This window comes from Couchioplanes azureus (assembly GCF_014648355.1).
Taxonomy (GTDB): domain Bacteria; phylum Actinomycetota; class Actinomycetes; order Mycobacteriales; family Micromonosporaceae; genus Actinoplanes; species Actinoplanes azureus.
The window spans coordinates 124,530-150,375 of sequence record NZ_BMQY01000012.1; the positions used below are offsets into that span (position 1 = coordinate 124,530).

The window sequence follows — 25,846 nt, forward strand, 5'->3', positions numbered from 1 at the left end:
CGCTCTGACGGCCGCGTCATCCGGCGTAAGGGCTCTCGGACGAGCTGCTTTCGCACGAGAGCGAACACCTCGTCCGTGGTGAATCCGTGGTTCGGGTAGGACCAGCCCGCCACCGTCCAGCCGCCGTCCAGTACGCGTCCAACCCTCCCTCACAGACTGTTCAGACCTACTAGGGGAGGAAACATGCACCGACCGAAGGCCCTCGTGACCATGGCACTCGCCGCAGTTGCCGCAGCCTGCTTCCTGATCGGCACACCGGCCACCGCCGTCGCCGGTCCGCAACCGGCCGCGCCCGCCCTCGCCGCCACCAAACTCGGCTTCGGCAAGGCGCCAGCCACCACCACCGGCAAGGGCATCCCGATGTCCGGCTTGCAGACCAACCTCGTCCAGGGCAGCTGCAACGTCTTCATCCCACCCGGACCGGTCTACTACGTCGACTTCGTCTGCAACATCACCGCCGGCGCCGTCCGGCTGTTCATCGTCTGCAACGACAACGTCACCTACTGGAGCCCCGTCGTCACCGGCCAGCAGGATCTGCGCGGCATCTGCGGCCCGCCCGGGACCGTCATCCAGTACGGCGGCCGCGAGGTCGTCGTCTAGGACCTGGCCAGACCGTCCAGCGCGCGGTTGGTGCGATTCCTCCGCACCACCGCGCGCGTCTGCGCTGTCGTCGTCAGGCGCAGGGGACGCTGTTGACGGTGAACTCCGCCGGCCGGGTGGCCTGACCGGAGGCCTGGTAGGACACCGTGACCGCGCCGCCGGGACGGACGGTCGCGTTCGTGACGATGTCGTGCGCGACGATCACGTCCGAGGTGGTCTCCAGGTATGCCCCCTTGGCCAGGAGGATCGTCTGCCCGAGCGGCAGCCTGAAGCGCAGCGTCCAGCCCTCGATCGGCGCGGTGCCGGTGTTGTTGATCCTCAACACCGCCTCATGGACCGACGCGTCCACCTGCCGCCCGTAGTAGTCGACGGCGCAGCCCACCGACGGAGCCGCAACGACCGCTCCGGCCGGCAGGGCGGTCGACAGGGCGGCCGCCGGGCCCAGAAGTCCCGCGGCCAGGCACCGGAAGATTCGCGACATACCCGTTCCCCTCCTCGCTCGTGGTCTCCATGCTCGATTGCAGACGATGACGGCCGTCACTGGACAGCGACTGGATGGCGACTGGTGCTGCGGATACAGGTTCTCGGCTTGACCCGGGCGTGGGTCGGCGGGGAACCGGCCGACCTCGGCCCGGCCGGCCAACGGGCCGTCCTCGGGCTGCTCCTGCTCGCCGAAGGGCAGCCGGTGAGCCGGTCCGCGCTGATCCACGCCCTGTGGGAGGACAAGCCGCCGGACAGCGCCGTCAACATCCTGCAGACCCGGATCAAGCATCTGCGCCGCCATCTGGAACCGCGGCGCCCGGCCAGGCAGCCCAGCGAGCTGATCCCGCTGGCCGGTGACGGGTACCGGCTGAACGCCCCGCCGGGCAGCGTCGATCTGGCCGAGTTCCGGCGGCTGGTCCGGCTGGCCGGGCAGGCGCACGACGACCGCCGGCTCGGCGAGGCGCTCCGGCTGTGGCGGCACAGCGAGCCGTTCGCCGACGTACCGGTGCTCGGCCGTCACCCGGCGGTGATCGCGCTGGCCGAGGAGCGGCGGTCGGCGCTGACCCGGTACGCCGCGGCGATGCTGGCCGACGGGCACGCCGACCGGGCGGTGCGGTTGCTCGCCGAGGCGGCCGCCGCCAGCCCACTGGACGAGACCGGTCAAGCCCGGCTGATCCGCGCCTACCAGGCGGCGGGGCGGCGGGCCCAGGCGTTCGACACCTACCACGCAGTACGGAAACGGCTGGCCGAGGAACTGGGCGTAGACCCGGGCCCGGAACTCAGCGCGGCGCACGAGGCCCTGCTCGCCGAGGAGCCGGTGCGCCGGTCGGTGTCCGCAGCCACCGGCCCGCCGGTAGCCGTACCCCGGCATCCGCCGCAGGCGCCGACGGCGCCGCCGCCCGCCGAACTGCCACCCGGCATCGGGGGTTTCACCGGCCGTCAGGCCGAACTCGACGAGCTCGACCGGCTCGCCCTCGAGGACCCCGGCGAGGCGCTGCGGATCATCGTGCTGTCCGGGACCGCCGGGGTCGGCAAGACCAGCCTCGCGGTGCACTGGGGCCACCGGGCGCGGGACCGGTTCGTGGACGGGCAGCTCTACGTCAACCTGCGCGGATATCACCCGGAGCAGCCGGTCGCCGCCGGTGACGCGCTGGCCGGGCTGCTCCGGTCGCTCGGCCTGCCCGCCGACTCCGTGCCGGCGGACCTCGCCGAACGGTCCGCCCGGCTCCGCAGCCTGCTCGCGGGCCGGCGCATGCTCCTGCTGCTGGACAACGCCGCCACGGTCGAGCAGGTCCGCCCATTGCTGCCCGGCACCGGATCGTGCGTGGTCCTGGTGACCAGCCGGGACTCGCTGGCCGGCCTGGTCGCCGGGCAGGGCGCCGACCGCCTTGAACTGGACCTGCTGCCGCTCGCCGACGCGGTCGCCCTGGCCGGCCGGCTGCTGCGGTCGCGAACGGACGGCGAACACGATGCGGTGGCCGCTCTCGCCGTCCAGTGCGCCCGCCTTCCGCTGGCTCTGCGGATCGCGGCCGAACTGGCCCTGATGCGCCGCACCGCGCCGCTGGCCGCGCTCGTCGACGAGCTGTCCGACCGGCACCGGCGCCTGGACCTGCTGGCCACCGGGACGGATCCGCAGACCGACGTCGCAGTGGTGCTGTCCTGGTCGTACGGCCACCTGCCACCGGCCACGGCCCGGGTGTTCCGGCTGCTCGGGCTGCACCCCGGCCCGGACATCGACGGCCACGCCGTGGCCGCGCTCTGCGGCGGGGACCCGGCCGTCACCCGGCGGGCGGTGGACGAGCTGGCCCGGGCGCACCTGATCCGGCGCCACGACGCCGACCGGTTCGTGCTGCACGACCTGCTGCAGGCGTACGCCGCCCGGCTCGCCGCCGACGACGCCGAACGCGATGCCGCTCTGCACCGGCTGCTGAACTACTACTGGTACACCGCGCAGACCGCCACCGAGACCATGTACCCGGCCGAACGGCACCGCCTCGTCTGCGGCAGGGCCCCGGAAACACCGGGGCCGTCGCTGGACACCGCCGCCCGCAGCCTCGCCTGGCTGAACGCGGAACGGGCGAACCTGGTCGCGGTCGCCGTGCACGCCGAACGACACGGGCTGCCCGCGCACACCACCGCACTGACCCTGGTGCTGCTGCGCTACGTGGAGGCCGGCGGGCACCACGACGAGGCCGCCACCCTGCACACACACGCACTGCGGGCCGCCGAAAAGCTCGGCGACACCCGCCGGCAGGCGCACCTGGAGACCAACTTCGCCGTCATCCTCGCCCAACAGGGGCGGTACCCGGAGGCGGAACTGCGGCTGCGGCACGCCGCCGATCTGGCCGCGAAGATCTCCGACCCGGTCGCGCAGGCCCGCGCGCTCGGCAACCTCGGTCACCTGCACGAGCGGCAGGGCCGGTACGCCGAGGCGGCCGACCGGCTCGACGAGGCGATCACGCTGTGCCGGGCGGCCGGCGACAGCACCGGCGAGGCCCGCGCCCTCGGCAACCTCGGCCAGGTGCTGCTGCGGCGCGGGCTGCCCGGTCCCGCCGGGGAGCGGCTGCGCGCGGCGCTCACCATCAACCGGCGCACCGGCGACGCGGTCGGCGAGGCGTACGCGCTGATCAGCCTGGGGCACATCGCGCTGCGGCAGGGCGACCACGACCGCGCCGCCGACCTGTGCGGAACGGCCCTGAAACTGTGCCGGGCCAACAACGAGCCGGCCGGCGAGGGGTACGCGCTCGACGCGCTCGGCCTGGCCCGGCTCGCCGCCGGTGACCACGCCGCCGCGCTGGACCTGCTGCGCCAGTCGCTGGTCACCTTCAGCCGCCTCGGTGAGCGGGCCGGTGAGGCGAACGCCGGCAACAGCCTCGGTGAGGCGCTGGCCGCATCGGGCCAGGTGCACCAGGCGCGGGCGTACCACGAGGCGGCGCTCACCCTGGCCGCCGAGATCGGCGACCACCACCAGCGGGAGCGCGCCGTTCGCGGACTGTCCAGTACCGGCCGGCCGACGTCCAGTGCCTGACCAGCGCCCCGTCCTACGTTCCGTCCCAGCACATCGACCGATGACCAGAAGGGACAGAACAATGCGACAAGGAATCCTTCGGACGCTGGCGGCCGCCGCGGCCGCCGGGGCGCTGGCCTTCGCCGGGGCCACCCCGGCGAAGGCGGACTCCGACCTGCCGAACTTCCAGCTCGGCATCCAGCTCATCGACAACGGCAGCGAGGTCGGGCAGATGCAGATGACCCCGTTCGCCACCTTCGGCGGCGGCTGCTCCGAGTGGGCCGGCGACCCGAACGCCTTCGACCCGGACGGCGCCCGCGTGCAGCTCATGCCGGCCCCGCGTGGCCGGCTCGGTGACCGTGACCTGCGGTTCGGCATCCAGCTCGAGGACCGCAACGGCAGCGAGCGAGGCCCGGTGCAGTGGACCAGGTGGGCGAGCGAGGGCGGCAGCATGAGCCCGGACGCGTTCGACGCCAACTTCTTCGACCCCGACCGGGTCCGGGTCTGCCTGGAGACCCGGACGATGCCGGCCGGCATCGACCTCTACGACATCAGAGCCTCCATCAAGGCCGTCGACCTGGGCGGGCGGGACCAGAACGGACTCCGGCAGTTCACGCCGTGGCTGTACGACGGCGGCGGGTTCAGCGGATGGGCGTACGACTCGAACGCCTTCGACCCGGACGGCTTCTCCATCGGTCTGGAGGTCTACTGAACTAGGCACGGGGACCGGTTCGCGCCGGTCCCCGTCCCGATGCTGTCAGCCGGGCCGATCAGTTGCGGACGATCGTGAAGGTCGACGTGGTGTTGCGGATGTCGACCGCGTTGTGGGCCAGGGTCAGGTTGGTGAAGACCACGCGGCCCACGGCCGGGCCCTGGCCCGGTTCCGGCATCTCGTTGGCCCAGATGTTGGTGAAGGCTCGTGGCGGTGATGGGGTTCTGCGGCTGGTCGGCGCGGACGATGGATCGGTGCATGAAATGCCGAGCCGCATCTGACCTCAATGGGAGGCGGTCAGGTCGAGTGCGGCGTGCCCGTCGACGGCGGCTGATCAAGCTGGAGGCGAGCCGCTACGTCACCGTGAGCGGATGAGTCTGCCGTGAGGGGACGATCGGAACTAGGTCTTCTTGATGGTCCATCGGCCGTCGCTGTTGACGACGAACAGCACTGAGTCGTTCGGAACCAGGTGCTCGCCCTTGAAGTTGCCGATGTCGTTGACGACGAGATCGGCATCGCCGTCCGAGTCGTACGCGTACATGGTGACATTCGAGTCTGATCTCGTACTCACGAACTCGATCGAGTCGAGCGGGTCGAAGGACGACGCGACATTCACCACGCCGTCGCTCTTGCCGGAGTAGGTCCCGGACCCGTTCCACCGTTCGGCTGTGGTCAGCGACGCCAGCTTGACGGTCCACGACCCGCCGCCTTCGATCTTCAGGCCGGCGACCTCGGATCCCCGAGGGTTGAAGAGTGCCTGCCCGGAATACGAGTCGATGGCGTTGACCAGGAGATCATCCTCATCGCCGTCCGGGCTCAGCGCGTAGATGGTGATATTGCCGTCGGCGCCTGTCCAGGATGTCGTCATGAGCAACGAGTCGGTGATCACCGGACGGAATTTCACCACCTTGTCGCCCCTCCCCCGGTACACCTTCGGCGCCGGCGTCTTCGGCGCCGGTGGCGCCGGCGCTGCCGTGGTGGGTTGGGGCGCCCGAGTGGTCGTCCGGGGAGTGGCCACCGGCGGTTCGGTGTCGGTGGTCGCGGCCGACGTGGCAGCGGGGCTGGCGCCGGCCGTCTCGGGCACCACCGCCTCCGAGGCGGTCTTCTCCTTCTCGTCTTCGCCGCTCATCACGGCGGCCACAGTCACGCCGCCACAGCACAGCAAGAGAAGTACGCCCGCACCCGCACCCGCGATGATCAGTTTCTTGCGCCGTGAGGCTGCCGGTCTGCCGGGACCCGGCGGAAAGCCCGGCATTCCGGCAAGAGGAGGTGGCGGAGGTTGAGTCATCCCGGGCAGTACACCACCAAAATCCGGCCGGAGTCGGAGAATTCGGCGGACTACCCGATTCGATCCGTCCCGTCCGGATCAGCATCACCGGTACTCCATCTGCGTATCGCGGCGTGTACTTGAACGGCATGATCGCGATGATGTTCCCCTCGTCGTACCCGGTGATGGTACGAGCCCATCCCACGGCCGGATCGGTGCCATGGAAAGCAGCGGCACAGCTCGTAGCTCGCTGGCACCCCAGCTTCGCCGCGATGACGCGGCGTGCCTGCAAGCGTGGGGCCAGAGCAAGGTACTGCAGAGTCCGCACATGCCGATGAGCGGCTGTTGGTTATTGGATCCATGGCCGTTTCTGCTGTCTCCACCGGTCGATCTCTCGGACGGCTGCTGGGTCCGGTGCTGCATCACGAGCCAGAGCGAGCAGCGCCCGAGTCATCCGAGCGCGGCGCACGTCGTACGGTGCGATTTCACGCCAGCTCTTCGGCATCGACAGGGCTTCGTCGAGCGTCATGGGAAGAGCGGCCATGCAGGCACGAGACACCTCAGCAGGCGACGGCGAGCCATAGCGCGCCCAGTGGTAGGTCCATTCCTCCTGGAGGAAGGCGTTCGTTTCGCGTGCCCGCTCCAGGAACCAGGAAAGCAGTGCGGTCCACTCGTCGGCGCGGGTCGGCTGGTCGCTGTCGAGCCGGGTGAGCGCGACGAACACCGCCGCATAGTCGTCCGCCGCGAACTCACGCTCCGCCAGCCATGCGGGCCACGCTCCGGCGCCCGCCTTGCCGAGGGCGCGCATCGCGTTACGGATGTGCCCCCGCCGGTCCGGGGACGGTAACGGTACGACGTTCCGGTTGATGGTGACGTCGATCAGCCTGCCAGGCGGTGCTGCGTCGTCACCGTCGCCGGTCGCCACCTTCGCTGACACGGCGGACGCTCTGACGGTGTACTCGTCCGGATGGGCGAGAGCGCCCGGCCCGGGTACCAGCTCGAAGCCGTACCGCCGCAGCTCCGCCACGACAGCTGACCACTCGGGAGGCTCGTCCATCAAGTAGGCACGGATAGTGATCCCGTTGGCCTCCCACGGCGCGTGCAGGTGGTCACGCACATAGAAGGCCGTGACATGGTTCCAGTCGCGGGTCATGTGCAGACCACCGGCGAAGTACCGTTGCTCGAAGGCCCGGCCGTAGGGCTCGCCCCGATCCGCCTGATCGGGAGGCAGCCGGTTCGGGAAGCCGAGTTGGGAGGCCAAATCCTCCGGGTCCGCCTCCAGCGGCACGCCTTCAATACAGCCAGTGGCAAGCGCCTCCAGACACGCCTCAGTCAACTCATCGTCGGTCCAGTACACAAACTCCACGCCCATAGAGACTAGTGGCCGGCCACAGGACGATCGTACGGAGAAAGCACCACCACGATCATGCCGAGTTTGATGGACTGCAGGACATCCGCTCATGCCGCGATGTGCGCGCTACGGCTGACACCGAGCGGTAAGGACAAGCCGCCGCCCCGGTTCGGAAGCGACCTGTGTCCCGGTGTCCCATCCGACAAGTACGACACTTGGCGGCCACCCGAGTCCCGGGTAGCCGCCCAGTGCTGTAGAACGTCGAGCTGCTACGCAGCCGGCCGCCTCTCGCGGGTGCTGCCCAGCTTGGAACCCAACGACCGCTTGATGGCGTGGTCGACGTGGTAGCGCTGCATCACTGCTGCCGTCAACGCCTCCGGGGTCCAACAGGCGGCCAGATCATTCGGTGTCCATTCCCTGCTGCCACGCAGGGACAGCACACCCAGGATGGTCTCCACCAACGCCTGCTCGAACCACTCCTGGACCACGTCCGTGATCTGCGGTCGAGCTCCAGGGGTGGCGGCGTACTCGGCGCTCCACCGGTCGATCATGTCCGTGAAACCTCGGAAGTCGCCGTTGATCTGCAGCAGGTTCTGGTCCTGGAGGTAGTGAGCCGCACGGTCCTCCAGCAGGCCGGGGGCGCGCGTCCCGTTCTCCGTGCTGATCCACTGCACCTTCGGATCGTCATGCCCTCCGACGAGGTCCGCAGGCGTCCCGTCCTCATCGATCAAGAACAGCGAGTAGACGTCGTTGCCGCGTCCGCCCTTACCGCCGCGTCCGCCGCCCCCCGAGCTTCCTACGCCGTCCACCGGGGTGCTGTCATGGTCCGGCTTTTCGGCAGTGACGTTCACCGACCCGTTCGGCGTGGTGCGGTAGCGGGACAGCCGGAACAGGTTGCGGATCTCCTTGAGTCGGTCCTTGATGCTCTTCTGGTGGTTGGAGTCAGCCGAGCCGGCAGACACCGCCTCCATGAGTTCGCGGATCTCGGCGGGCAGATTCGCCCGGAACTCGGCCATCCAGTCTGACCAGGGCAACGGCTCGTTGTTGAGCAGGAGTTGGGTCCGCGCAGTGTTCGAGGTGATTCGGCACGTCTCGCTGTGGTGTGGCTCGATGTAGATGACCACGCGGTTGCTGCCGAAGATGACGCCGAAGTGCTGCAGGCGCGCCATGCCACCACGCCCGGTCACCATCTCGTACAGCTCGTCACGGTACAACGCCGCAGCATGGCCGTTGGAGGCGTACACCCCGGAGTTCGAGCCTGAGGCCTTCTCCTCGCGCAAGATCCACCAGTGCGCGGTGGCATTGGTCAGCTTGACCTTGCCATTGGACTCTGCGTGCCGTGTCAGGTAGTGCTCCTGCCCGGTAATTGTCCGCAGGATGTTGGTGTCAGTGTTCTCCCGAGGCTTGGTCCAGCCTTCGCGGGCCTTGACCGTGACGCCGTCGGGGAAGCGAAAGTACCGGGTGTTCAGGTAGTACGAGACCCAGCGAGACGCCGGCTTGATTCCCTCGGGGGCTGCCATGGTGTCCTCGTCCGGGGCGTTTCCCAGGAGAGTGACCTGGGTGCCATGCGCCTCGATCATGGCGGGCTTGGCCTGGTCGCTGATCCGACTCCAGTACCTGTTCTCACCCTTGATCTCCATCGGCGCCAGGCCGTAATTCCCGGTTATCGGATCCCGCCACAACCGGATCTTCTCCCCAGGCTTACCGTCGCGCCAGGAGAGGTAGATCAAGCCTTCATGGTTACGGGTGGCGGCCGCGATCTTCGCACCGACGCCGAAATTGCCGTCATGAGCCTGCTTGTGCACCGAGGACGACAGGGCGTTGATGTACTGGGCCATCTCCTCCCCGGACATACCGATTCCGTTGTCGGTGATGGACAGCTTGAAGGTGCCCTGGACGGAGTGGGTGATCCAGTCGACGTCCCACACGATCAGCCCGACGCGCTCGGCGGTGGCGAGCACCGCCTCGATCGAGTTCTGCGTCAGCTCGCGCAGGAACTGCAGCGGTGCGCAGTCCTGGCCCAGTCGATCGACCATGAAACCGGTGTTCGCCACGGTCATGTCGAGCGTCCTGCCGATGTCGGCTACAGGAGCCATCGGTCCACCTTTCGCGGGCGGACGAGAAGGGATGGCGACTCGTCCGCGTGATGCCGGACAGCGGCCGGGCAGGTGGGAGTCCGAAGACAGCGACCCGTCCGTACCGCTCGTTCGGCGATGACCGCGACACGGTAGCGGCAGGGAATAACGACCTCGGCGGACCAACAGTCCGTCGGCCGACTTTCACCGTGAAGAGAATTTCTGCCACACGCGCAGACCACGTTGGAATTCGACATCTGCGGGCACCCGCGACTCTCCGCGCCGACGAGGCACCCACGCTCGCGCGGCTGCCCGCCGAGCACGGCAGCACTCCTCCCGCCTGCGCCCGCGACCACAATGACCGCCCGAAGACAGAGCTGCTCGGCAACACGCGCGAGCACTGATTCGCGTAGAGGAGGGTCAGATCTGGCCGAGATCGACCTCAAGGGGAAAGGGCGCCGCCAGTTTCACTGTGCCGGTGAAGACGTCGCTGTCGCGATATCGGTTCGTCGCCGGGTCAAGAACGTACGTATAGACGATCGGCGCGCCAGTTGCAGCCTGTTCAACACGCCAATAAAACTGAATTCCGGCTCTTGCGTACTGATCGGTTTTGACGATTCGATCCGTCGTCTCGGAGCCCGGTGAGACCACCTCGACCACCAGAAGCACATGCTCAGGTCGGGTGGGAGTCACGTCGATGGTGTCCGCTCGGTACACCGTCACATCCGGACGCCGATTGTTCAGTGGCACGTCCTGAAGGCGGACGTCGAAGTCGGTGTCGGCGTTCCAGTCCGGCCCCGCCGCAGCATCCAATGCGTTCGCCAACAGCCTGGCCAGGCGGTTGTGCCGCTTGGAGGCGCTCGGAGTCACGACGACCATCCCGTCCACGATCTCGATGCCCGCACACTGCTCTTCTGACCATGCCGCGTATTGCTCAGCCGTGACCTGCTGATGCATCCAAGCCGGCGCGACCATCTCGACCGCCATACACACCTCCTGCGGCGCCGTCGGCCATCAGAATCAAGATACCGAAGTTCCGGCCACGGACGGCGGTCTCCATGCGTCTGCGCCGTCTTCGGGACCGGCTTCGGCAGACACCGTCGCGCCGTGGCGGCGCGCATCGCGGCCTGCGGAAACGACGGTCCAGAATTCGTCAGCGTATCCGGTCGGGACGTCAGCGTATCCGGTCGGGACGTCGCCGGCGGCCGCCCGAGCTACTAAGCTCAGCGGATGTCCCGGATTCTCTCAGCGCGTGACATCGAGTTCCTCCTCTATGAGTGGCTGGACGTCGAGGCGCTGACCAAGCATCCCCGGTTCGCCGAGCACTCGCGGGAGACCTTCGACGCCGTCCTCGAGGTCTCGGCGCGCATCGCCGAGCGCGAGTTCGCCGGCCACAATCGCAAGAACGACCTGCACGAACCGACCTTCGACGGCGAGCGCGTCACGGTCATCCCCGAGGTCCGGTCCGCCCTGCGGGCATTCCACGAGTCAGGGCTGCTCGGCGGCGCGCTGGACGAGGAGGTCGGCGGCCTCCAACTGCCGCACGTCGTCACACGCTCCTGCTTCGCGTGGTTCCAGGCCGCGAACATCGCGACGTCGGCGTACCCGATGCTCACGATGGCGACCGTGAACCTGCTGCTCGCGTACGGGAGCCAGGAGCAGGTCGACGCCTTCGTCCGGCCGATGGTCGAGGGCCGGTTCACCGGCACGATGTGCCTGTCGGAACCGCAGGCCGGGTCGTCGCTCAGCGACGTGACGACCCGGGCCGTGCCCGCGGACGACGGGACCTACCGGCTGCACGGCAGCAAGATGTGGATCTCCGGGGGCGACCACGAGCTCAGCGAGACGATCGTGCACCTGGTACTGGCCCGGGTCGCCGGCGCGCCGGCCGGGGTCAAGGGGCTGTCGCTGTTCATCGTCCCGAAGCATCTGCTCGGGCCCGACGGTACGCCGGGTGAACGCAACGACGTCGTGCTCGTCGGACTGAACCACAAGATGGGCTTCCGGGGCACCACCAACGCCGTACTGTCGTTCGGCGACGGGACCCACACGCCGCACGGCGCCGCGGGCGCGGTCGGCTACCTCGTCGGCGAACAGGGCCGCGGGCTCGCGTACATGTTCCACATGATGAACGAGGCACGGATCGGCGTCGGGGCCGGCGCGGTCGCGCTCGGTTACACCGGATATCTGCACGCACTGGCATACGCCCGGGAACGCGTCCAGGGCCGGCCGCTCGGGGACAAGGACCCGACGGCACCACCGGTGCCGATCGTGCGGCATCCGGACGTACGCCGGATGCTCCTGGCGTCCAAGACCTACGTGGAGGGTGGTCTCGCCCTCATCCTGTACGCCGCCAAGCTGCTCGACGAGGACTCCCCGGACGCCCCACTGTTGCTGGACGTGCTGACCCCCATCGTGAAGGCGTGGCCGTCGCAGTGGTGCCTCAAGGCCAACGACTACGCGATCCAGGTGCACGGCGGATACGGCTACACCCGGGAGTACCCGGTCGAGCAGTTCTACCGCGACAACCGGCTGAATCCGATCCACGAGGGCACCGACGGCATCCAGGCATTGGATCTGCTCGGACGCAAGGTGACGATGGATGGCGGCGCGGGCCTGTCCCTGCTGCTGCGCACGATGGGCGAGACGACGTCGCGGGCCCCCCGGGAGCTGTCGGGCATGGCCCGCGCGCTCGATGCGGCCCGGGGGCGCCTGGCCGAGGTGACGCGGACGCTGTGGGCCTCGGGCGATCCCCGGACCGCGCTGGCGAACGCGACCGCCTACCTGGACGCCGCCGGGCACATCGTCGTCGCATGGATGTGGCTGGAACAGGCGATCGCCGCCCACGGCAAACAGGGCGCGTTCTACGACGGCAAGCGCCTGGCGGCGACGTACTTCTTCGACCATGAGCTGCCGCGTACGGGACCGTGGCTGGACCTGCTGGCCAGCGGCGACACCCTGCTGGCCGATCTGGACGACGCACTCCTCTGACCCGCGGCGGGCGGTGCGGCGTTCCTCGTGCCCGGCATGGCCCATCCCGATCGGCACGAACGCGCCGCCGAGACCGTGAGGCCCGCCGACAGGGGGCGAGAACTGACGCGTTTCTCCTCGCTCAGGCGCCCGGCCGTGCGGGAAGGTTCAACTTTCCCGCGAGCCAGTCCGACTGGGGCACGGCCGATCCACGAATGCCGAGACTTGCCCGGGCCGCCTGGTAGAAGCGATCGCGCGTCTCGTTGGCATGGTCGAGCCCAGCAGCCAGCTCGAACCCCGCGGTAGTCATGCCGCGGGCGTAACGGGCGATGTCCGTCACTGCGGCGCGCCACTCGCGGGCCGCGGTGATCGATGCGGCGTCGCCCAGGAGGAGGACGCTTTCCCAGGTCTTCGTGCGTCGGATGTCGGCCTCTTCCATCCTGGCCAGGGCCGGCTCACGATCGACACCGTGCGCAAGCGCGTTCAGGTTGGCGATCCGTAGCGCGTACGTATGCACTTCCTTGACTGCATCGGCAAACTCGACGTACGCCTGAAGCCGGCGCTCGTCCCACCGCGCCGCCTGCTGGCGCTGCCACCGCGAGCGGTCCGCGATCCCGGTAGCGAGGATGGTCCCGCCTGTTCCGAGCAGGACGCCGAGCAAGGCCGGCAGTTGGTCCGTCAGCGCGCTCATGCCCTCATGGTGCACGGGCGCCACAACATATGTGCGTCTGCCGCCGCGGCGGCGGGCCGCCCGCCCGGCGAACGCGCTGAGCGGCACATTGGTGCGTCGATCGGTCACCGACGCATCACGACGCGGGGCCCTCACCGGCAAACCCGATCGGATGACTCCGCGACCTGTCGATCGTCCGAGCTGAGTCGGCGCAGACCTGGCGTACTAGTGCGGGTCCGCGCGTCGGAGCGCATGTCGTGTGGTCCCCTACTGGTCCCCGTCGGCTCCCAGTTCAGCGCTGGCCGGACGCAGAGGGGGCCTTCTGCCGCGTGCCATCCTCCGCTTGCCCCGGCCCAGCATGACTACGCGATAACCGCGGCGAGCGCGAGGCACGGGACTGAACGACTCACCCCCGCCGAAGCACGACGGGGGTGAGTGCAGAGGCGTCGTGCTAGACGGCGGGGCTGGTGCCGGTCATCATGCCGTAGCCGGTGTCGACGGCGCGTTCGCCGTCGCGGACCCAGAGGAAGCCGGTGTTGGCCTGGAACACGATCCGGTAGCCGCGGATGGCGGGGCTGGTGCCGCGCATCATGCCGAAGCCGGTGTCCTTGGTGATCCCGGTGTTGGTGTGCACGTACAGGAACCCGGTGTTGGCCTGGAACGCCGTGGTGTAGCCGACCGGGGTGGCGCTGATCGCGGGGCTGGTGCCGTTCATCATCCCGTAGCCGGTGTCGCGGGCGCGGCCGTTGCTGTCGATGACGTACAGGAAACCGGTGTTGGCCTGGAAGGCGATGGCGTAGCCGCCGGTCGGCAGGGCGGTGATCGACGGGCTGGTGCCGGCCATCATGCCGTAGCCGGTGTTCACGACCGCGCCGGAGGAGTCGCGGGTGTAGAGGAAGCCGGTGTTGGCCTGGAAGGCGATCCGCCACCGGCTGGTGTCACCCGCGATGGACGGGCTGGTGCCGCGCATCATGCCCAGTTGCAGGTCCTGAGTGGCGCCGGTGTTCATGTTCCGGGTGTAGAGCATGGTGGTGTTGGCCTGGAAGGCGATCTGTCCGCCGGAGATGGCGGGACTGGTGCCGTTCATCATGCCGAAGCCGGTGTCGAGCATCGCGCCGTTGGTGTTACGGGTGTACAGGAAACCGGTGTTGGCCTGGAACGCGGTCTGCCCGCCCGAAGTGGCGGGACTGGTGCCGTTCATCATCCCGTAGCGAGTGTCGAGCATGGCCCCTGCGCCGCTGCGGGTGTACAGGAAGCCGGTGTTGGCCTGGAACGCCGCGGGGATGTTCTCGGGGCTCGGAATGGTCGAGCCGGTACCGGTACCAGTGCCGGAACCCGTGCCACCGCCTCCCGGCGCCGTACCCATGCCTTCATCGGCCGGAATGACGATGCGGGGGAACCAGGAGGGACCCTCAGGAAGTCCGGCCGCCCGACCACCGCATCTGATGGAGGTGATGATCAGTCTGTCGCCTCCGTGGAGCCGTATCCATCGGCTCTGCTTACCGACCTGGTTCAGCTGGCCGCCGGAGCCATTGAGGGTGTAGTTGGTGATGCAGTCTCGGTAGCCGCGGAAGGCGTCGACGTCGTAGTACTCCCTGAACGTGTCGTTCATGCTCGAGTTCTGCCTGGCCGGCAGCTCGTAGTCGCCGTACACAGCGCTCTTGTTGTTGAAGTTCGACGGGTCGATGCACGGATTGGGCGACCCCTCCTTGTAGGGCTGGTCCAGGTGGTCACCGAAGCGTTCGTGTTGCCACTGCCAGCACCAGTTGTTTGCGATGAGGATCGAAAAGTTGTTGTCTGTCTCGTTATAGACCACCGCACCGCAATAGGGCGTGTAACACTTGTCGGCCATGGCGGGGCCGGCGAACGCGACCGGTGCGACAGTTCCGGCGAACATCACCACCGCGGCGATCCGGGCGATGACACCGATTCTTGTCCGCGGCCGCGGGCGCCCACCGGCCGTGTCGGACCGGCGTGGGCGCAGGAAACGTACTTTCACGGATACTCCACTACTACGGGGTGACAGAGCAGTCGGGCGGCGGCTCGGCCGGGAGCGTACCTGGAGCTCGCCAGGTATCAGAGCGGTGTCGATCACCAAGCCCCATCTCCACCGAAGCCGCTGAACACGAGCCTTTGACGACGAACCGGAGCAGGCCACAGCAATCGACGTTGGTCTCGTGACGACGTGAGGGATATACGACTGCTCGGCGTGCACCTCAAACTCCATGTACCTCCCAGTCGCCGGTGACGACGGCTTACGTCGAAGAGGTGCAGGCGAACTCCCTGGCATCGAGCCCTTGGCTGGCGGCATGTTGATCGGCTGGTTCCCGACAGAGGGTTGTGGAGTCGTCTCGGTCAGCGCAAATCTGTGGGCGTGTGCCGGCGCCCATCACGACTTCGGGCGAAGGCGCGGGCAGGGAAGGGGAAGGTCGGTGCAGTCGTCGTCGCGAGCAGCTGCGGAACCGGTGGGGCGGCGCAGCGCCTGCTGGTGGCTGGTGGCGGCGGCCGGCTACGGGAAGAGCACCGCGCTGCGCCGCTGGTTTCCGAGGCCTGACACGCACTGGCACCGGGTGGGCGGGGCACCGCAGGCCGGCGCGGTGTCGCAACTGGTGAGAGAGGCGGTCCGGGCCGGCGCCACGGTGATCGTCCTCGACGATGTTCCCCGGCTGTCCCGCGACACCGTGCAGGACCTGGTCGCGGCGGTGGAGTCGATGCCCACCGCGGTCACGGTCGTGCTGTCCTCGCGCTGGCCGCAGCACCTTCCGGCGGCGGACAGTCTCGGGCACGGCCTGTGGGGCCGGCGGGGGCCGGCCGATCTGGCACTCTCCGCCGAACAGGTGGCCGACGTGTTGCGGAAGGAGTACGACCGTGTCGACCCGGACCTCGCCGATCGCGTCCACGAGGCGACGGCGGGCTGGCCGGCGCTGGTGCATCTGGCCGCCGACATGGTGCGGGCGGACGGCGCCCCGCACGGGTCGCTGGTCACCGCGCTGAGCGAGCCCGGTGGTCCGCTGGCCACGTACGTCGCCGGCGAGGTTCTCGCGGCCCTGCCGCCGGCGGCGGTGCGCCTGATCCGGCAGGTCGGTCACCTGGCGCCGGTAACGGCCGGTGTGTGCCGTGCGCTGGGGCACCGGGGTGCCGAGGAGGCGGTGCGGCTGCTGTCCCGGGTCGGCGTGATCGCCCGCGCCGGTCCGCCGGTGCCGGGCCTGCCGCCGGTGCACCGGATCGTACCGGTGGTGGCCGAGGTCTGCGGGCACGGGCGACGCTGCTCCCCCGCACAGCGGACGGCGCACGCCGCGCTCGCCGCCGCCTGGTACCGCGAGCACGGTCCACCCGTCGCTGCGGCTCGCGCCTACCGGCTTGCCGGGGACGAGGACGCCTGTGCCGGCGTGCTCGAGGCGCACGGCGCGGCCATCGTGGCCGGTGGGGACGCCGCCGCCGTGGCCGAGCTGACCGCCGGCCTGCCGCCGCGGCTGCACACCCGGGCCGTGCGTCTGGTGCGCGGCGACGCCTTGCGCACCGTCGGCGAAGTCGACGCCGCCGCCCGTGCGTACGCGGCGGTGGCCGACGCCGAGCCGCACTGGGATGCCGGACTGGCCTGGCGGGTGGGCCGCATCGCCTACCAGCGAGGCGACGCGCGGGCGGCGCTCGCCGCCTTCGCCCGCGCCGAAGGGCCCGAGGCGTCCACGGCCGATGCCGCGCTGCTGCTGGCCTGGACGGCGCACGCCCACCTGCTGGCCGGTGAGGTCGACCGGGCTGCCGGCTGCGCCGGGCGCGCGATCGAGGTGGCCGTGGCCGCCGATGACGACCCGGCCCGGGCCACGGCACACCTGAGCATGGCGTTGTGCCTGAGCGTGACCGGCGACGAGGCCGGCAGCGCGGAACAGTACGGGCTCGCCTCGTCGATCGCCGAGCGCACCGGCGACATCGTCCTGCTCAGCCGGATCTTCACCAACCGTGCGTACCGGCTGCTGCGCACCGCCCGCTACGCCGACGCGCTCGCCGTCGCGCGACGGTCCGGCCGGTACGCCGCGGCGGCCGGCTACCTCAGTCTCGCGGCCCTGGCGGTCAACAACGAGGCCGAGGCACTGACCATGCTGGGCCGTTTCGACGAGGCCGTCCAGCGGTACGAGTGGGCGCTGGTCCGCTTCCACCGGATGGGCTCGCGCCGCCTCTGCTGGGCACGGCTGGGTCTGGCCGAGGTGTACCGCCGCCGTGGCTGGCGCGAGCGGGCCCGTGCGGCGTACGAGGAGGCGGTCCGGGCTGCCCGCGAGGCGGCCAACGCCCACGTCCTCACCGAGGCGCTGGCCGGGTTGGCGCTGGTCGTGCTCGACGACGATCCACGAGCGGCGGCCGGACACGCCGACCGCGCCGCGGACGGCGCCGCGGCCGAGCTGCGCGTGCCGGCGCTGCTGGCACAGGGCTGGGTGGCGCACCGCACGGGCGACCTTGCCGGCGCGGCGCACCTGGTGCAGGAGGCGGCGCGGATCGCCCGCGAGCACGGCGACCTGGCCCGGATGGCGGACGCGTTGGAGCTGCGCGCCGCCACCGAGACGGACCCTGCCCGGGTCCGAGCCGAGCTGCGGGAGGCCCACGCGATCTGGGTGGAGGCGGGCGCGACCGTGGAGGCGGCCCGGATCCTGGTGCTGCTCGGCCGCCGGCCCGAAGCCTGTGCCGACGACCGGCTCGACGGTGTGGTCGCCGCCGGGCACCTCGCCGCCGCCGGTGCGGTCACGGATCGGCCGGGCGATACCGCGCTGACCGGCAGCGGTGGGCCGGCTCCGGGCGGTGAGGTGGCGATTCAGGCCCTGGGACGGTTCGAGGTCCGCCTCGGCGGCGTCGCGGTGTCGGCGTCGCAGTGGCAGTCCCGCAAGGCCCGCGAGCTTTTGAAGATCTTGGTCGCCCGGCGCGGACGTCCGGTGCCGCGCGGCGAGCTGTGCGAACTGCTATGGCCGGATGACGACCCGGAGCGTACCGGCCACCGGCTGTCGGTGCTGCTGTCGATCGTGCGTGGCGTGCTGGATCCGGCCAAAGCCGTCGCCGCCGACCACTACCTCGCTGCCGACCAGGCCAGCGTAGCCCTCGACCTGTCCCGGCTCCAGGTCGACGTGGTCGACTTCCTGGCGCACGTCGCTCACGGCCGTCGCCTCGCCGAGGCCGGCGCCTGGGCCGAGGCCCGCACGGTCCTCGCCGCGGCCGACGCCCGGTACCGGGCCGAGGCCTTCGAGGACGAGCCCTACGCGCACTGGTGCGGCCCGTTCCGCGAGGAAACCCGCGCGGCCCACCTCGGCATGTTGCGGATCCTCGCCCAGGCGACCCAGGCCACGTCCGGCCCGGATGCGGCCGTCGGCTATCTGCTGCGGCTGCTCGAACACGACCCGTTCGACGAGTCCGGTCACCGCGCGCTGGTCCACGCGCTGGTCGCCGCCGGCCGGCACGGCGAGGCCCGCCGGGCGTTCGAGCGGTACGCCGCCGCGATGCGGGCCATCGACGTGCGGCCGCCGGACGAGGTGATTCTGCGCCCCGCCCGGGCGGCCGCCGCGCCGGCCGCCCGCCGCTAATGGAACGCGGCCGCGGCGATCACGTACACCGTCGTGCTGGCGTCGTCGCCGGCGCGGGCCGGCGCACCCCGCCGGGCCCGCTCCACGCCGCCGGCCGGTTCCGGCAGCCGGGCCCGTACCACCTTCACCTGTCCGACACCGCCGTCCGGGTCCGGGAAAATCGCCTCGGGGTACGCGTTCGGGGCGCCCCGTACCTCCACCCCGACCGAGTACACGGAATGGCCCGTGAGGCCGGCGGTCACGGCGGTGGGATCGGCCTCCGACAGGCCGGTCGTGGCGGCCACGCGCACGCTGGGCGGCCCGTCGGATCGCGGAGGCTCGTGGCAGATGGCGTACGCGGTGAGCGCCTGCGGGGGCAAGCCGCCGGTGCGCACCTCGACCCCGGTCAGACCGGCGTCCGGGGTCAGATTCGTGACGTGGCCGGAATCGGCCGCACCCTCGTAGCGGTACCCCATCCCGAGCAGCCGCGTGATGCCCGGGCACTGTGCCGTCACGGCGGCGGCCCCGCGGACCACCGCGGGCACCAGCACCGGCGCGTGGGCGGACACGTTGCAGACGACCGCTGCCTCGACCGCCCACGGCTCGGCATGGCCGGTGCGTGCCCGCGCCTCGATCCGCGCCGAGGTGAGCCCGGCATCGGGCTGCATCCGCGTCACCGTCACCGAGCCGCGTCCGTCGATGATCCGATAGCCGACCGCGAACACACGGTACGCCCCGGGGCAGCTCACCGAGACTTCTTTGGTCTCGTCGGTGTCGTACGGACTGCTCGCCGTCGGGCGCACCGGTGCGCTGACGGCACGGCCCGGCGCGGTGGTCACCACCACGGACCCGACCAGCCCCGCGACCGCCGCGACGACCGCACCGACGGCCCGCCGGCCGACCCTGTATCGCTTCACGTCGACGTCCTCCCCAAGTCCGGCCGTCCCGTACGGACGGCGCGCACACTGTCCCGGGAGCGCATCACGGTGGCGTCATGGTGGCCGGCGGGATGTCCGGCGTCAGAGGATGACCGTGACGCCGAGCGCGGTGTACATGTTGGTGGCGAGGCTGTACACGTTGCGCCAGCTTCCGCCCGTATAGTAGTCGCCGAGGTGCACGCCGATGCCCTCGCTGCCGAACGACCAGGTGCCGCCGCTGTCGCCGCCGGTGGTGTGGTCGGTGGTCATGGCGATCAGGCTGCCGACGGTCACGGTCACCACGTAGGTCGAGTACACCTGGTCGCAGGCGCGCAGGTCCGAACCCCGCCCGTAGACACAGGACCAGAATCCGGTCGCGACGTTGTTGTACGGCGTCAGTGCGGTCAGCGTGCGTCTCTCGCCATCGCGGGCGTAGAATTCGGGCAGATCGACATGGTTCTGTGTCGTCATCCACTGGAAGTCGCCGTACACGCCCTGATGCTCGCTCTGGAAGGTGACCCCGTAGTCCGGGTCGCCCTCGGGCGGGCGGTACTCGTCCAGCCCGGTACAGTGGCCGGCCGTGCTGACGCCGGTGGTCCCGGTGACACTGTCGATCACCGTGAACCCGCTGGTGCACTCGAACACGTTGTTGTCCAGCAGCTCTGCCCCGCCCCGGGTGTGCTCCTGCCGGGTGACGGCGGCCGGCACGGCGGTGACCCGTACGCCGTCGCGCAGCTCCGACGGCAGTATGGGGGCCGGTGCGCCGCCACCGATGGTGAGGTCGATCGTGCCGTCGAACCTCACGGCGGCGGTGGCATCGGCGTACCCGAGGCCGCGCAGGTGCGCGATGACCGCGTCGGCGCGGGCCCGCACCTCGGTCGAGGAGTACCTGGCCCCACCGGCCAGGTTCACCCGGATCCCCGCGGCCGCCGCGTCGGCCGCGGCGTCGGCAGGCACCTGTCCCTTGAACCGGATGTCGGACGTCCCACCCGGCTGCCCGGCGAGCCGGCCGCCGGCGAAGGTGTCCGGGTGCCGCTCCGCGAGCCGGCCGAGCAGGACGCCCAGCTGCTGCTGCACCTTCAGGTGTTCCGCGGTTGCGGCCGGTGTCCAGCCGGTACGGGCCGCCACGAGGGCTACGTCGTGCTCGATGGCCGTACGCTGGTCGACCTGCTGGCCCGGGCGCTCGTCGTCAGCGGCATGGCCACCGTGGGCCGACACCGCACCGACCGGCACGACCCAGCCGAAGACCAGCGCGGCGACCAGCCCGGCCGTCCACATCGGTTTCCTACCGATTTCCATGTGCTCCCCTTCCATCCGCCTCCGGCGTTCACCCCGCCGAAGGGCGCCCATGACGGGTCGGACAGAGCGTCGCCCAGCCCCGTCACGGCGACATCAGGGACGGCTCACGGTCGGTCTGACAGGGCGCAAGCGCACGACGTCGACTGATGGTTCCGGCGCTGGGCGCCACGGCGGTGCGCACGATCGGCAAGTCCGCGACGTCCTGGTGGTTTCGCTACTCTCGGTCCAGAGTGCAGGCAAAAGGAGCGACGTTCATGGCAATCCTTCTGCAATCCGGATGGGCGCCGGCCGAGCCGCCACCCGCCGTCCGCCTGGTCCTCGGCGTTGACGCCCGCTATCTGGTCCCCGCCTGCGTAACCCTGTCATCGGTAGTGAGCTGTGGGGATCGGCGGGCGTTATCGGTGGACGTCCTGCACTTCGATCTCACCGGTGCCCACATCGCAATGCTGGAGTCGGTCGGTGCGTGGCTGGGCTTGCGAATACGCGTGCAGCAGGTATCCGATCATTTCGTCCCCGCGAACTCTACGCTGCCCCACATCAGCAGGGCGACGTATCTGCGGCTCGCTGCACACGACACGATTCCGCCTTGCGACCGGATGATCTACGTGGACAGTGACCTCCTGGTTCGCGGCGACATCGTCGCGTTGGCCAGCCTACCGCTGCGCAAGCCCGTGGGCGCGGTGCCCGATGCCTATCTCACGGCGGGCGACGCATCGCTGAAGCAGCTGGGTCTGTGGCTGGCACCAGACGGGCGCCGGTACTTCAACGCAGGCGTCTACCTCACCGATTTCCGGTGGCACCGTCGTCTCGACCTCGACCAGCGCGCTCGGGGTTTCCTCGGACCATACGCCGGCCGCATTCGTTACGGGGACCAGGATGCCATCAACGTCGCCTGGGGTGAGTTCATCGAGCCGCTGCACACGTCGTGGAACCATCCGGTCTCGTTACTGTGGCCGGAGAGCGCATCGGCACAGGGCCGGGCCGCCAAGCTGGCGACCCGGCTCGGCGCGGCACAGATCCTGCATTTCGAAGGGGCATTCAAACCCTGGCATGCGCGGGTGCCGTCGACCGAGGTGGTACGAGAGTACCGGCAGGAGCTCAACCGGGTGCTGCGTCGGCTGGACCAGACCGGCTGGACCCTGTACCGACGTCGCGGATGTTACTGCTGATGCGCCGCCAGCGTCATCGACGGCGGCGTCCGCGACTCCTGATCGAGATCCTGATCCTGCTGGCGGCCGCCGCTCTCAGCCTCACCACGAACTATCTCAGCAACCAGGCCCAGGTGCCGACCGTGTTCCGCCTGCTGCGCGGTCAGGCGCTCGTTGCGTCCCTCGCACTGGTGGCTGTTGTCGTACTGCTCGTGGTCTGGCGGTTCCGGGTGGAGGCGGCGCCCGACCTGCCGATCCGCGCCGGGCGTTCGCCGTTCCCCGGGCTCGAGGCTTTCGGTGCGGACGACGCCGCTGTGTTCTTCGGCCGCGACGAGGAGATCGGCACTCTGCTCGAACGGCTGAATGCACCCGCCCGAGAACCGGCGTCTCGGGTGATCGCAATCGCGGGACCGTCCGGTGTGGGTAAGTCGTCGCTGGTCCACGCCGGCGTCGTGGCCCGGCTGAGGAACGGGCGGCGTGGCTGGCTCGTGGCGCCGACCGTGTTTCCCGGCGAGCAGCCGACCGCCAGCCTCGCCGCGGCCATCACCGCGACGCATCCGTGCGGACCGGCCGTCGGCGGATCGGCGGCCGAACAGTCGCACCACGCGCTACAGGCCCTGCGGTTGAGGCCGGATTCGGCACGGCGGAACGTCCTGGTGGTGGTGGACCAGGCGGAGGAGCTCTACACGCTGGCCGGACTGCGCGAACGTGAGCACTTCCTGTCCGTTCTCGAGGAGTTGCTGTCGGTCGACCGCCACCTATGGGTGGTACTGATAATGCGCTCGGAGTTCTTGACCGAGCTTCTCTCCGGCCGGTTCGCGCATCTGTGTCGGAACCTCGTCACCGTCGGCGCACTCCCACGTCCGGCACTGATCGAGGTGGTACGGCGCCCGGCGGAGACGAGCGGGCTGCGCTTCGAGCCGGCGACGCTTCCGGAGCGCATAGCGGACGACGCCGGGTCCGGCCTGGCGTTGCCCCTGCTGGCGTACACAATGCAACAGCTTTGTGCTCAGGCCGGTGGGTCGGGCGTGCTCACACTGACCGGGTACCAAGCACTCGGTGGCGTGGTCGGCGTCCTCGCCCGCCGGGCCGACGGGGTCGCGGCGGATCTGCGCCAAGCAGACGACACGATGCCTGTCCTGCCCACGTTGCTGAAGTTCGTAGCACTCACCGACAGCGAGCCGACCCGGCGGCGGGTCCGCCGAGCCGCCCTCGACACGGCCGAATCCGCCGTGGTCGAGGGATTCCTCGCCGCGCGCCTGCTCAGCTCGGACGGCGGGCGGGCGGACCCGGGCGCGACGCTGGAGGTGGCCCACGAAGCCCTGTTCCGGTACTGGCCGCCGCTACGCCAGGAGATCGAAGCGCGCCGCGATGCACTGCGCTGGCGATCGGATCTGGAGCGGTGGGCGGCCGACTGGCGCGGCTCCGGACGCGATCCGGCCTACCTCCTCCACGGCGAGCGGTTGCGTACCGCGCTGACGTGGCGTGACTCGCTTCCAGAGCTGACCGACGAGATGCCGGAGGTGGCGGAGTTCTTGGAGCATTCCCGACATGCCGATCACGCGACGATGGAGCTACTGTCGGAGACGATCGCCCGGCAGGCGCTCGCCGAGGTCAACATCGACCCCGAGTACGCGATCCGGTTGGCCCTCGCGGCGTTCGAGGACTGCCGGCCCACTCGACCGGCGTACAACGCTCTCGTCGCAGCGCTGGTGGCGTGCCGGGTGCGACACATCATGACCGGTCACGACGAACGGATCTGGTCACTTGACTGGTCCCCGGACGGGAGGTATCTCGCGACCGCTTCGCTGGACCGTACCGCCCGGGTATGGGACATCGCCACAGGCCGTGAGGTCAGCGTGTTGCGCGGCCACGCCGACCGGGTGCGGACGGTGGCCTGGTCGCCGGACGGGCGGCGCCTCGTCACCGGCTCGGAGGACGGCAGCGCCGGGACCTGGGAGCCGAAGGACGGTGCACAGCTGCATCGGCTGACCGGCCACGACGCGGCAGTATGGGGCGTGGCCTGGGCACCGGACTCCCGCCGGGTTGCCACCGCGTCCGCGGACGGCACCGCCCGAGTCTGGAACGCGGACACCGGATCGGTGGTCCGCGTCCTGCGGGCTCACGAAGACCGGCTCTGGAATGTCGCGTGGTCGCCGGACGGCACACGGCTGGCAACGAGCTCCGCCGACGGTACCGTCCGCATCTGGAACGCGGACAACTCGGCGGATCCACCGATGGTCTGCCGGCACGACGACATGGCGTGGGGACTTGCCTGGTCGCCGGATGGCCGGCACCTCGTCACAGGATCGCAGGACCGAACCGCCCGGATCTGGGACGCAGCAAGCGGCGACGAACTCGCCGTACTGCGTGGCCACCAGGACTGGGTGTGGACCGTCGCGTTCTCCCCCGACGGCACCCGGATCGCCACCGCCTCGGAAGACCGAACCGCCCGAATCTGGGACGCAGCAAGCGGCGACGAACTCGCCGTACTGCGTGGCCACCAGGACTGGGTGTGGACCGTCGCGTTCTCCCCCGACGGCACCCGGATCGCCACCGCGTCGGGCGATCGCAGCGCCCGGATCTGGGAGGCGTCCAACGGGAGCGAACTCACCGCGCTCCGCGGTCACACCGACCGGCTCCGGAAGGCGGCTTGGTCGCCGGACGGCCGACACATCGCGACCGCCTCGGAAGACCGTACCGCCCGCATATGGGATACCGAAGGCGACTTCGAGCTGGGGGTGTTACGCGGACACACCGACCGGGTCCGCGCCGTGGCCTGGTCCCCGGACGGCGCCCGCATGGCGACCGGCGCGGAGGACCGCACCGTTCGCTTGTGGGACGCCGCCCGAGCCGAGCAACTTGTCGTGCTCGACGGGCACACCGACCGCGTCCGCGGCGTCGCCTGGTCACCGGACGGGACGTGGATCGTCACCGCCTCCGAGGACCGTACGGTACGGCTATGGCGCGGCGGGGTCGAGCAGAAGATCCTGCACTGCGAGAGCGAGCTGTGGGCCGTCGACTGGTCGCCGGACGGAACCCGGATCGCGGCTGGCTGCACCGATCACACCGTACGGCTGTGGGACGCAGCGGAGTACGTCGAGACGGGGGTCCTGCGCGGACACGACCACGAGGTTCGCGCCGTGGCGTGGTCGCCGGACGGGCGGCGGCTGGTCAGCTCCGCCGAGGACCACACCGCCCGAATCTGGCATCCCGACCGGGGGAAGGTCATCGTCCTGACCGGCCACACGGACATGGTGAACTCCGTTTCCTGGTCCCCGGACGGCCAGTACGTGGTCACGGGTTCCGGCGACCACACCGCCCGAATCTGGGCGGCCGACTCGGGCCAGGAACAGGCGGTTCTCCGCGGGCACCTGGGCGGGGTCTGGGCCACCGCCTGGTCGCCGGACAACCGGGGCATCGCGACGTCGTCGGACGACTTGGCGATCTACCTGTGGGATCCAGCCGATCCGCGGCAACCCCGTACGATCGGGGTGGTCACCGCGACCGCCACCAGCATCGCGTTCTCACCGGACAGCCAGTCGCTCGCTACGGCCTCCGACGACCGCACCGTCACCGTATGGGCCACGACGACCGACATCGGACACCTGGTGGCCATGGCCCGTCGACGGGCCCGGCAGCCCCTCTCCGACGCCGAGCGACACAAACTCATGCTGCCCGACGCGCCGTGGTCGGCGTGACAGGCTTGTTGCTTCGGCTGGTCGGACGGTCAGGCAAGGGTGGACCAGTGGAGTCTGGCGTTCAGTCTGGCCCGGTTTCCTGCCCGCTCGACCCTCGCTGGGTCCG

General features: G+C 70.1%; 17 protein-coding genes. 7 read left to right on the forward strand and 10 right to left on the reverse strand.

Going from position 1 to position 25,846, the window contains the following annotated elements; all coding sequences use genetic code 11:
* Positions 1-183: 183 nt before the first annotated feature.
* The gene (locus IEY99_RS30445; protein WP_189207551.1) at positions 184-600 is read left to right on the forward strand and encodes a hypothetical protein; all 417 of its coding nucleotides are present in this window, start codon (positions 184-186) and stop codon (positions 598-600) included.
* Between the two features lie 73 nt (positions 601-673).
* On the opposite strand, the gene IEY99_RS30450 is transcribed toward IEY99_RS30445, so the two are convergent.
* A complete protein-coding gene (locus tag IEY99_RS30450; RefSeq protein ID WP_189207552.1) occupies positions 674-1,081 on the reverse strand; it encodes a cellulose binding domain-containing protein in 408 nt (135 codons plus the stop codon).
* Positions 1,082-1,189: 108 nt separating this feature from the next.
* Here IEY99_RS30450 and IEY99_RS30455 point away from each other — a divergent pair, with 108 nt between their 5' ends.
* Positions 1,190-4,111: an AfsR/SARP family transcriptional regulator gene (locus tag IEY99_RS30455; RefSeq protein ID WP_189207553.1), complete on the forward strand. Its 2,922-nt coding sequence runs from the start codon at positions 1,190-1,192 to the stop codon at positions 4,109-4,111.
* 61 nt (positions 4,112-4,172) lie between these two features.
* The gene (locus tag IEY99_RS30460; protein ID WP_189207554.1) at positions 4,173-4,802 is read left to right on the forward strand and encodes a hypothetical protein; all 630 of its coding nucleotides are present in this window, start codon (positions 4,173-4,175) and stop codon (positions 4,800-4,802) included.
* A gap of 58 nt (positions 4,803-4,860) precedes the next feature.
* Here the strand turns inward: IEY99_RS30460 and IEY99_RS34625 are convergent, their stop codons facing one another.
* The 5 genes from IEY99_RS34625 to IEY99_RS30480 all read right to left on the reverse strand — a co-directional run bounded on the left by IEY99_RS34625 (position 4,861) and on the right by IEY99_RS30480 (position 10,482).
* Positions 4,861-5,079, reverse strand: coding sequence for a hypothetical protein (locus IEY99_RS34625; RefSeq protein WP_229799384.1), 219 nt, complete (start codon positions 5,077-5,079; stop codon positions 4,861-4,863).
* A gap of 123 nt (positions 5,080-5,202) precedes the next feature.
* The gene (locus IEY99_RS30465; protein WP_189207555.1) at positions 5,203-6,057 is read right to left on the reverse strand and encodes a flagellar basal body-associated FliL family protein; all 855 of its coding nucleotides are present in this window, start codon (positions 6,055-6,057) and stop codon (positions 5,203-5,205) included.
* A gap of 361 nt (positions 6,058-6,418) precedes the next feature.
* Positions 6,419-7,435: a hypothetical protein gene (locus IEY99_RS30470; RefSeq protein WP_189207556.1), complete on the reverse strand. Its 1,017-nt coding sequence runs from the start codon at positions 7,433-7,435 to the stop codon at positions 6,419-6,421.
* Between the two features lie 254 nt (positions 7,436-7,689).
* Positions 7,690-9,516: an ATP-binding protein gene (locus IEY99_RS30475; protein ID WP_229799385.1), complete on the reverse strand. Its 1,827-nt coding sequence runs from the start codon at positions 9,514-9,516 to the stop codon at positions 7,690-7,692.
* A gap of 399 nt (positions 9,517-9,915) precedes the next feature.
* The gene (locus IEY99_RS30480; RefSeq protein WP_189207557.1) at positions 9,916-10,482 is read right to left on the reverse strand and encodes a Uma2 family endonuclease; all 567 of its coding nucleotides are present in this window, start codon (positions 10,480-10,482) and stop codon (positions 9,916-9,918) included.
* A gap of 243 nt (positions 10,483-10,725) precedes the next feature.
* Here IEY99_RS30480 and IEY99_RS30485 point away from each other — a divergent pair, with 243 nt between their 5' ends.
* A complete protein-coding gene (locus IEY99_RS30485) occupies positions 10,726-12,486 on the forward strand; it encodes an acyl-CoA dehydrogenase (protein ID WP_189207558.1) in 1,761 nt (586 codons plus the stop codon).
* 121 nt (positions 12,487-12,607) lie between these two features.
* Here the strand turns inward: IEY99_RS30485 and IEY99_RS30490 are convergent, their stop codons facing one another.
* Together IEY99_RS30490 and IEY99_RS30495 are read right to left on the reverse strand one after the other, a co-directional pair.
* Positions 12,608-13,156 carry a hypothetical protein gene (locus IEY99_RS30490; RefSeq protein WP_189207559.1) on the reverse strand — a complete coding sequence of 183 codons (549 nt, stop codon included), beginning with the start codon at positions 13,154-13,156 and terminating at the stop codon, positions 12,608-12,610.
* Between the two features lie 430 nt (positions 13,157-13,586).
* Complete coding sequence (locus tag IEY99_RS30495) at positions 13,587-15,038, reverse strand: hypothetical protein (RefSeq protein WP_189207560.1); 1,452 nt, start codon at positions 15,036-15,038, stop codon at positions 13,587-13,589.
* 562 nt (positions 15,039-15,600) lie between these two features.
* On the opposite strand from IEY99_RS30495, the gene IEY99_RS30500 reads away from it, so the two are divergent.
* Positions 15,601-18,696, forward strand: a complete 3,096-nt coding sequence (locus IEY99_RS30500; protein ID WP_189207561.1) for an ATP-binding protein — start codon at positions 15,601-15,603, stop codon at positions 18,694-18,696.
* Here IEY99_RS30500 and IEY99_RS30505 read toward each other — a convergent pair.
* Together IEY99_RS30505 and IEY99_RS30510 are read right to left on the reverse strand one after the other, a co-directional pair.
* On the reverse strand, positions 18,693-19,592 hold the full coding sequence (locus tag IEY99_RS30505) for a hypothetical protein (RefSeq protein ID WP_189207562.1): 900 nt from the start codon (positions 19,590-19,592) through the stop codon (positions 18,693-18,695). The two genes, IEY99_RS30500 and IEY99_RS30505, sit on opposite strands and share 4 nt — an antisense overlap.
* A gap of 102 nt (positions 19,593-19,694) precedes the next feature.
* Positions 19,695-20,891: a chymotrypsin family serine protease gene (locus IEY99_RS30510; RefSeq protein WP_189207563.1), complete on the reverse strand. Its 1,197-nt coding sequence runs from the start codon at positions 20,889-20,891 to the stop codon at positions 19,695-19,697.
* Positions 20,892-21,145: 254 nt separating this feature from the next.
* On the opposite strand from IEY99_RS30510, the gene IEY99_RS30515 reads away from it, so the two are divergent.
* Both IEY99_RS30515 and IEY99_RS30520 read left to right on the forward strand, forming a co-directional pair.
* Positions 21,146-22,060: a glycosyltransferase family 8 protein gene (locus tag IEY99_RS30515; RefSeq protein WP_189207564.1), complete on the forward strand. Its 915-nt coding sequence runs from the start codon at positions 21,146-21,148 to the stop codon at positions 22,058-22,060.
* On the forward strand, positions 22,048-25,740 hold the full coding sequence (locus IEY99_RS30520; RefSeq protein WP_189207565.1) for a WD40 repeat domain-containing protein: 3,693 nt from the start codon (positions 22,048-22,050) through the stop codon (positions 25,738-25,740). The genes IEY99_RS30515 and IEY99_RS30520 overlap by 13 nt, the downstream gene beginning before the upstream one ends.
* Positions 25,741-25,846: the final 106 nt, after the last annotated feature.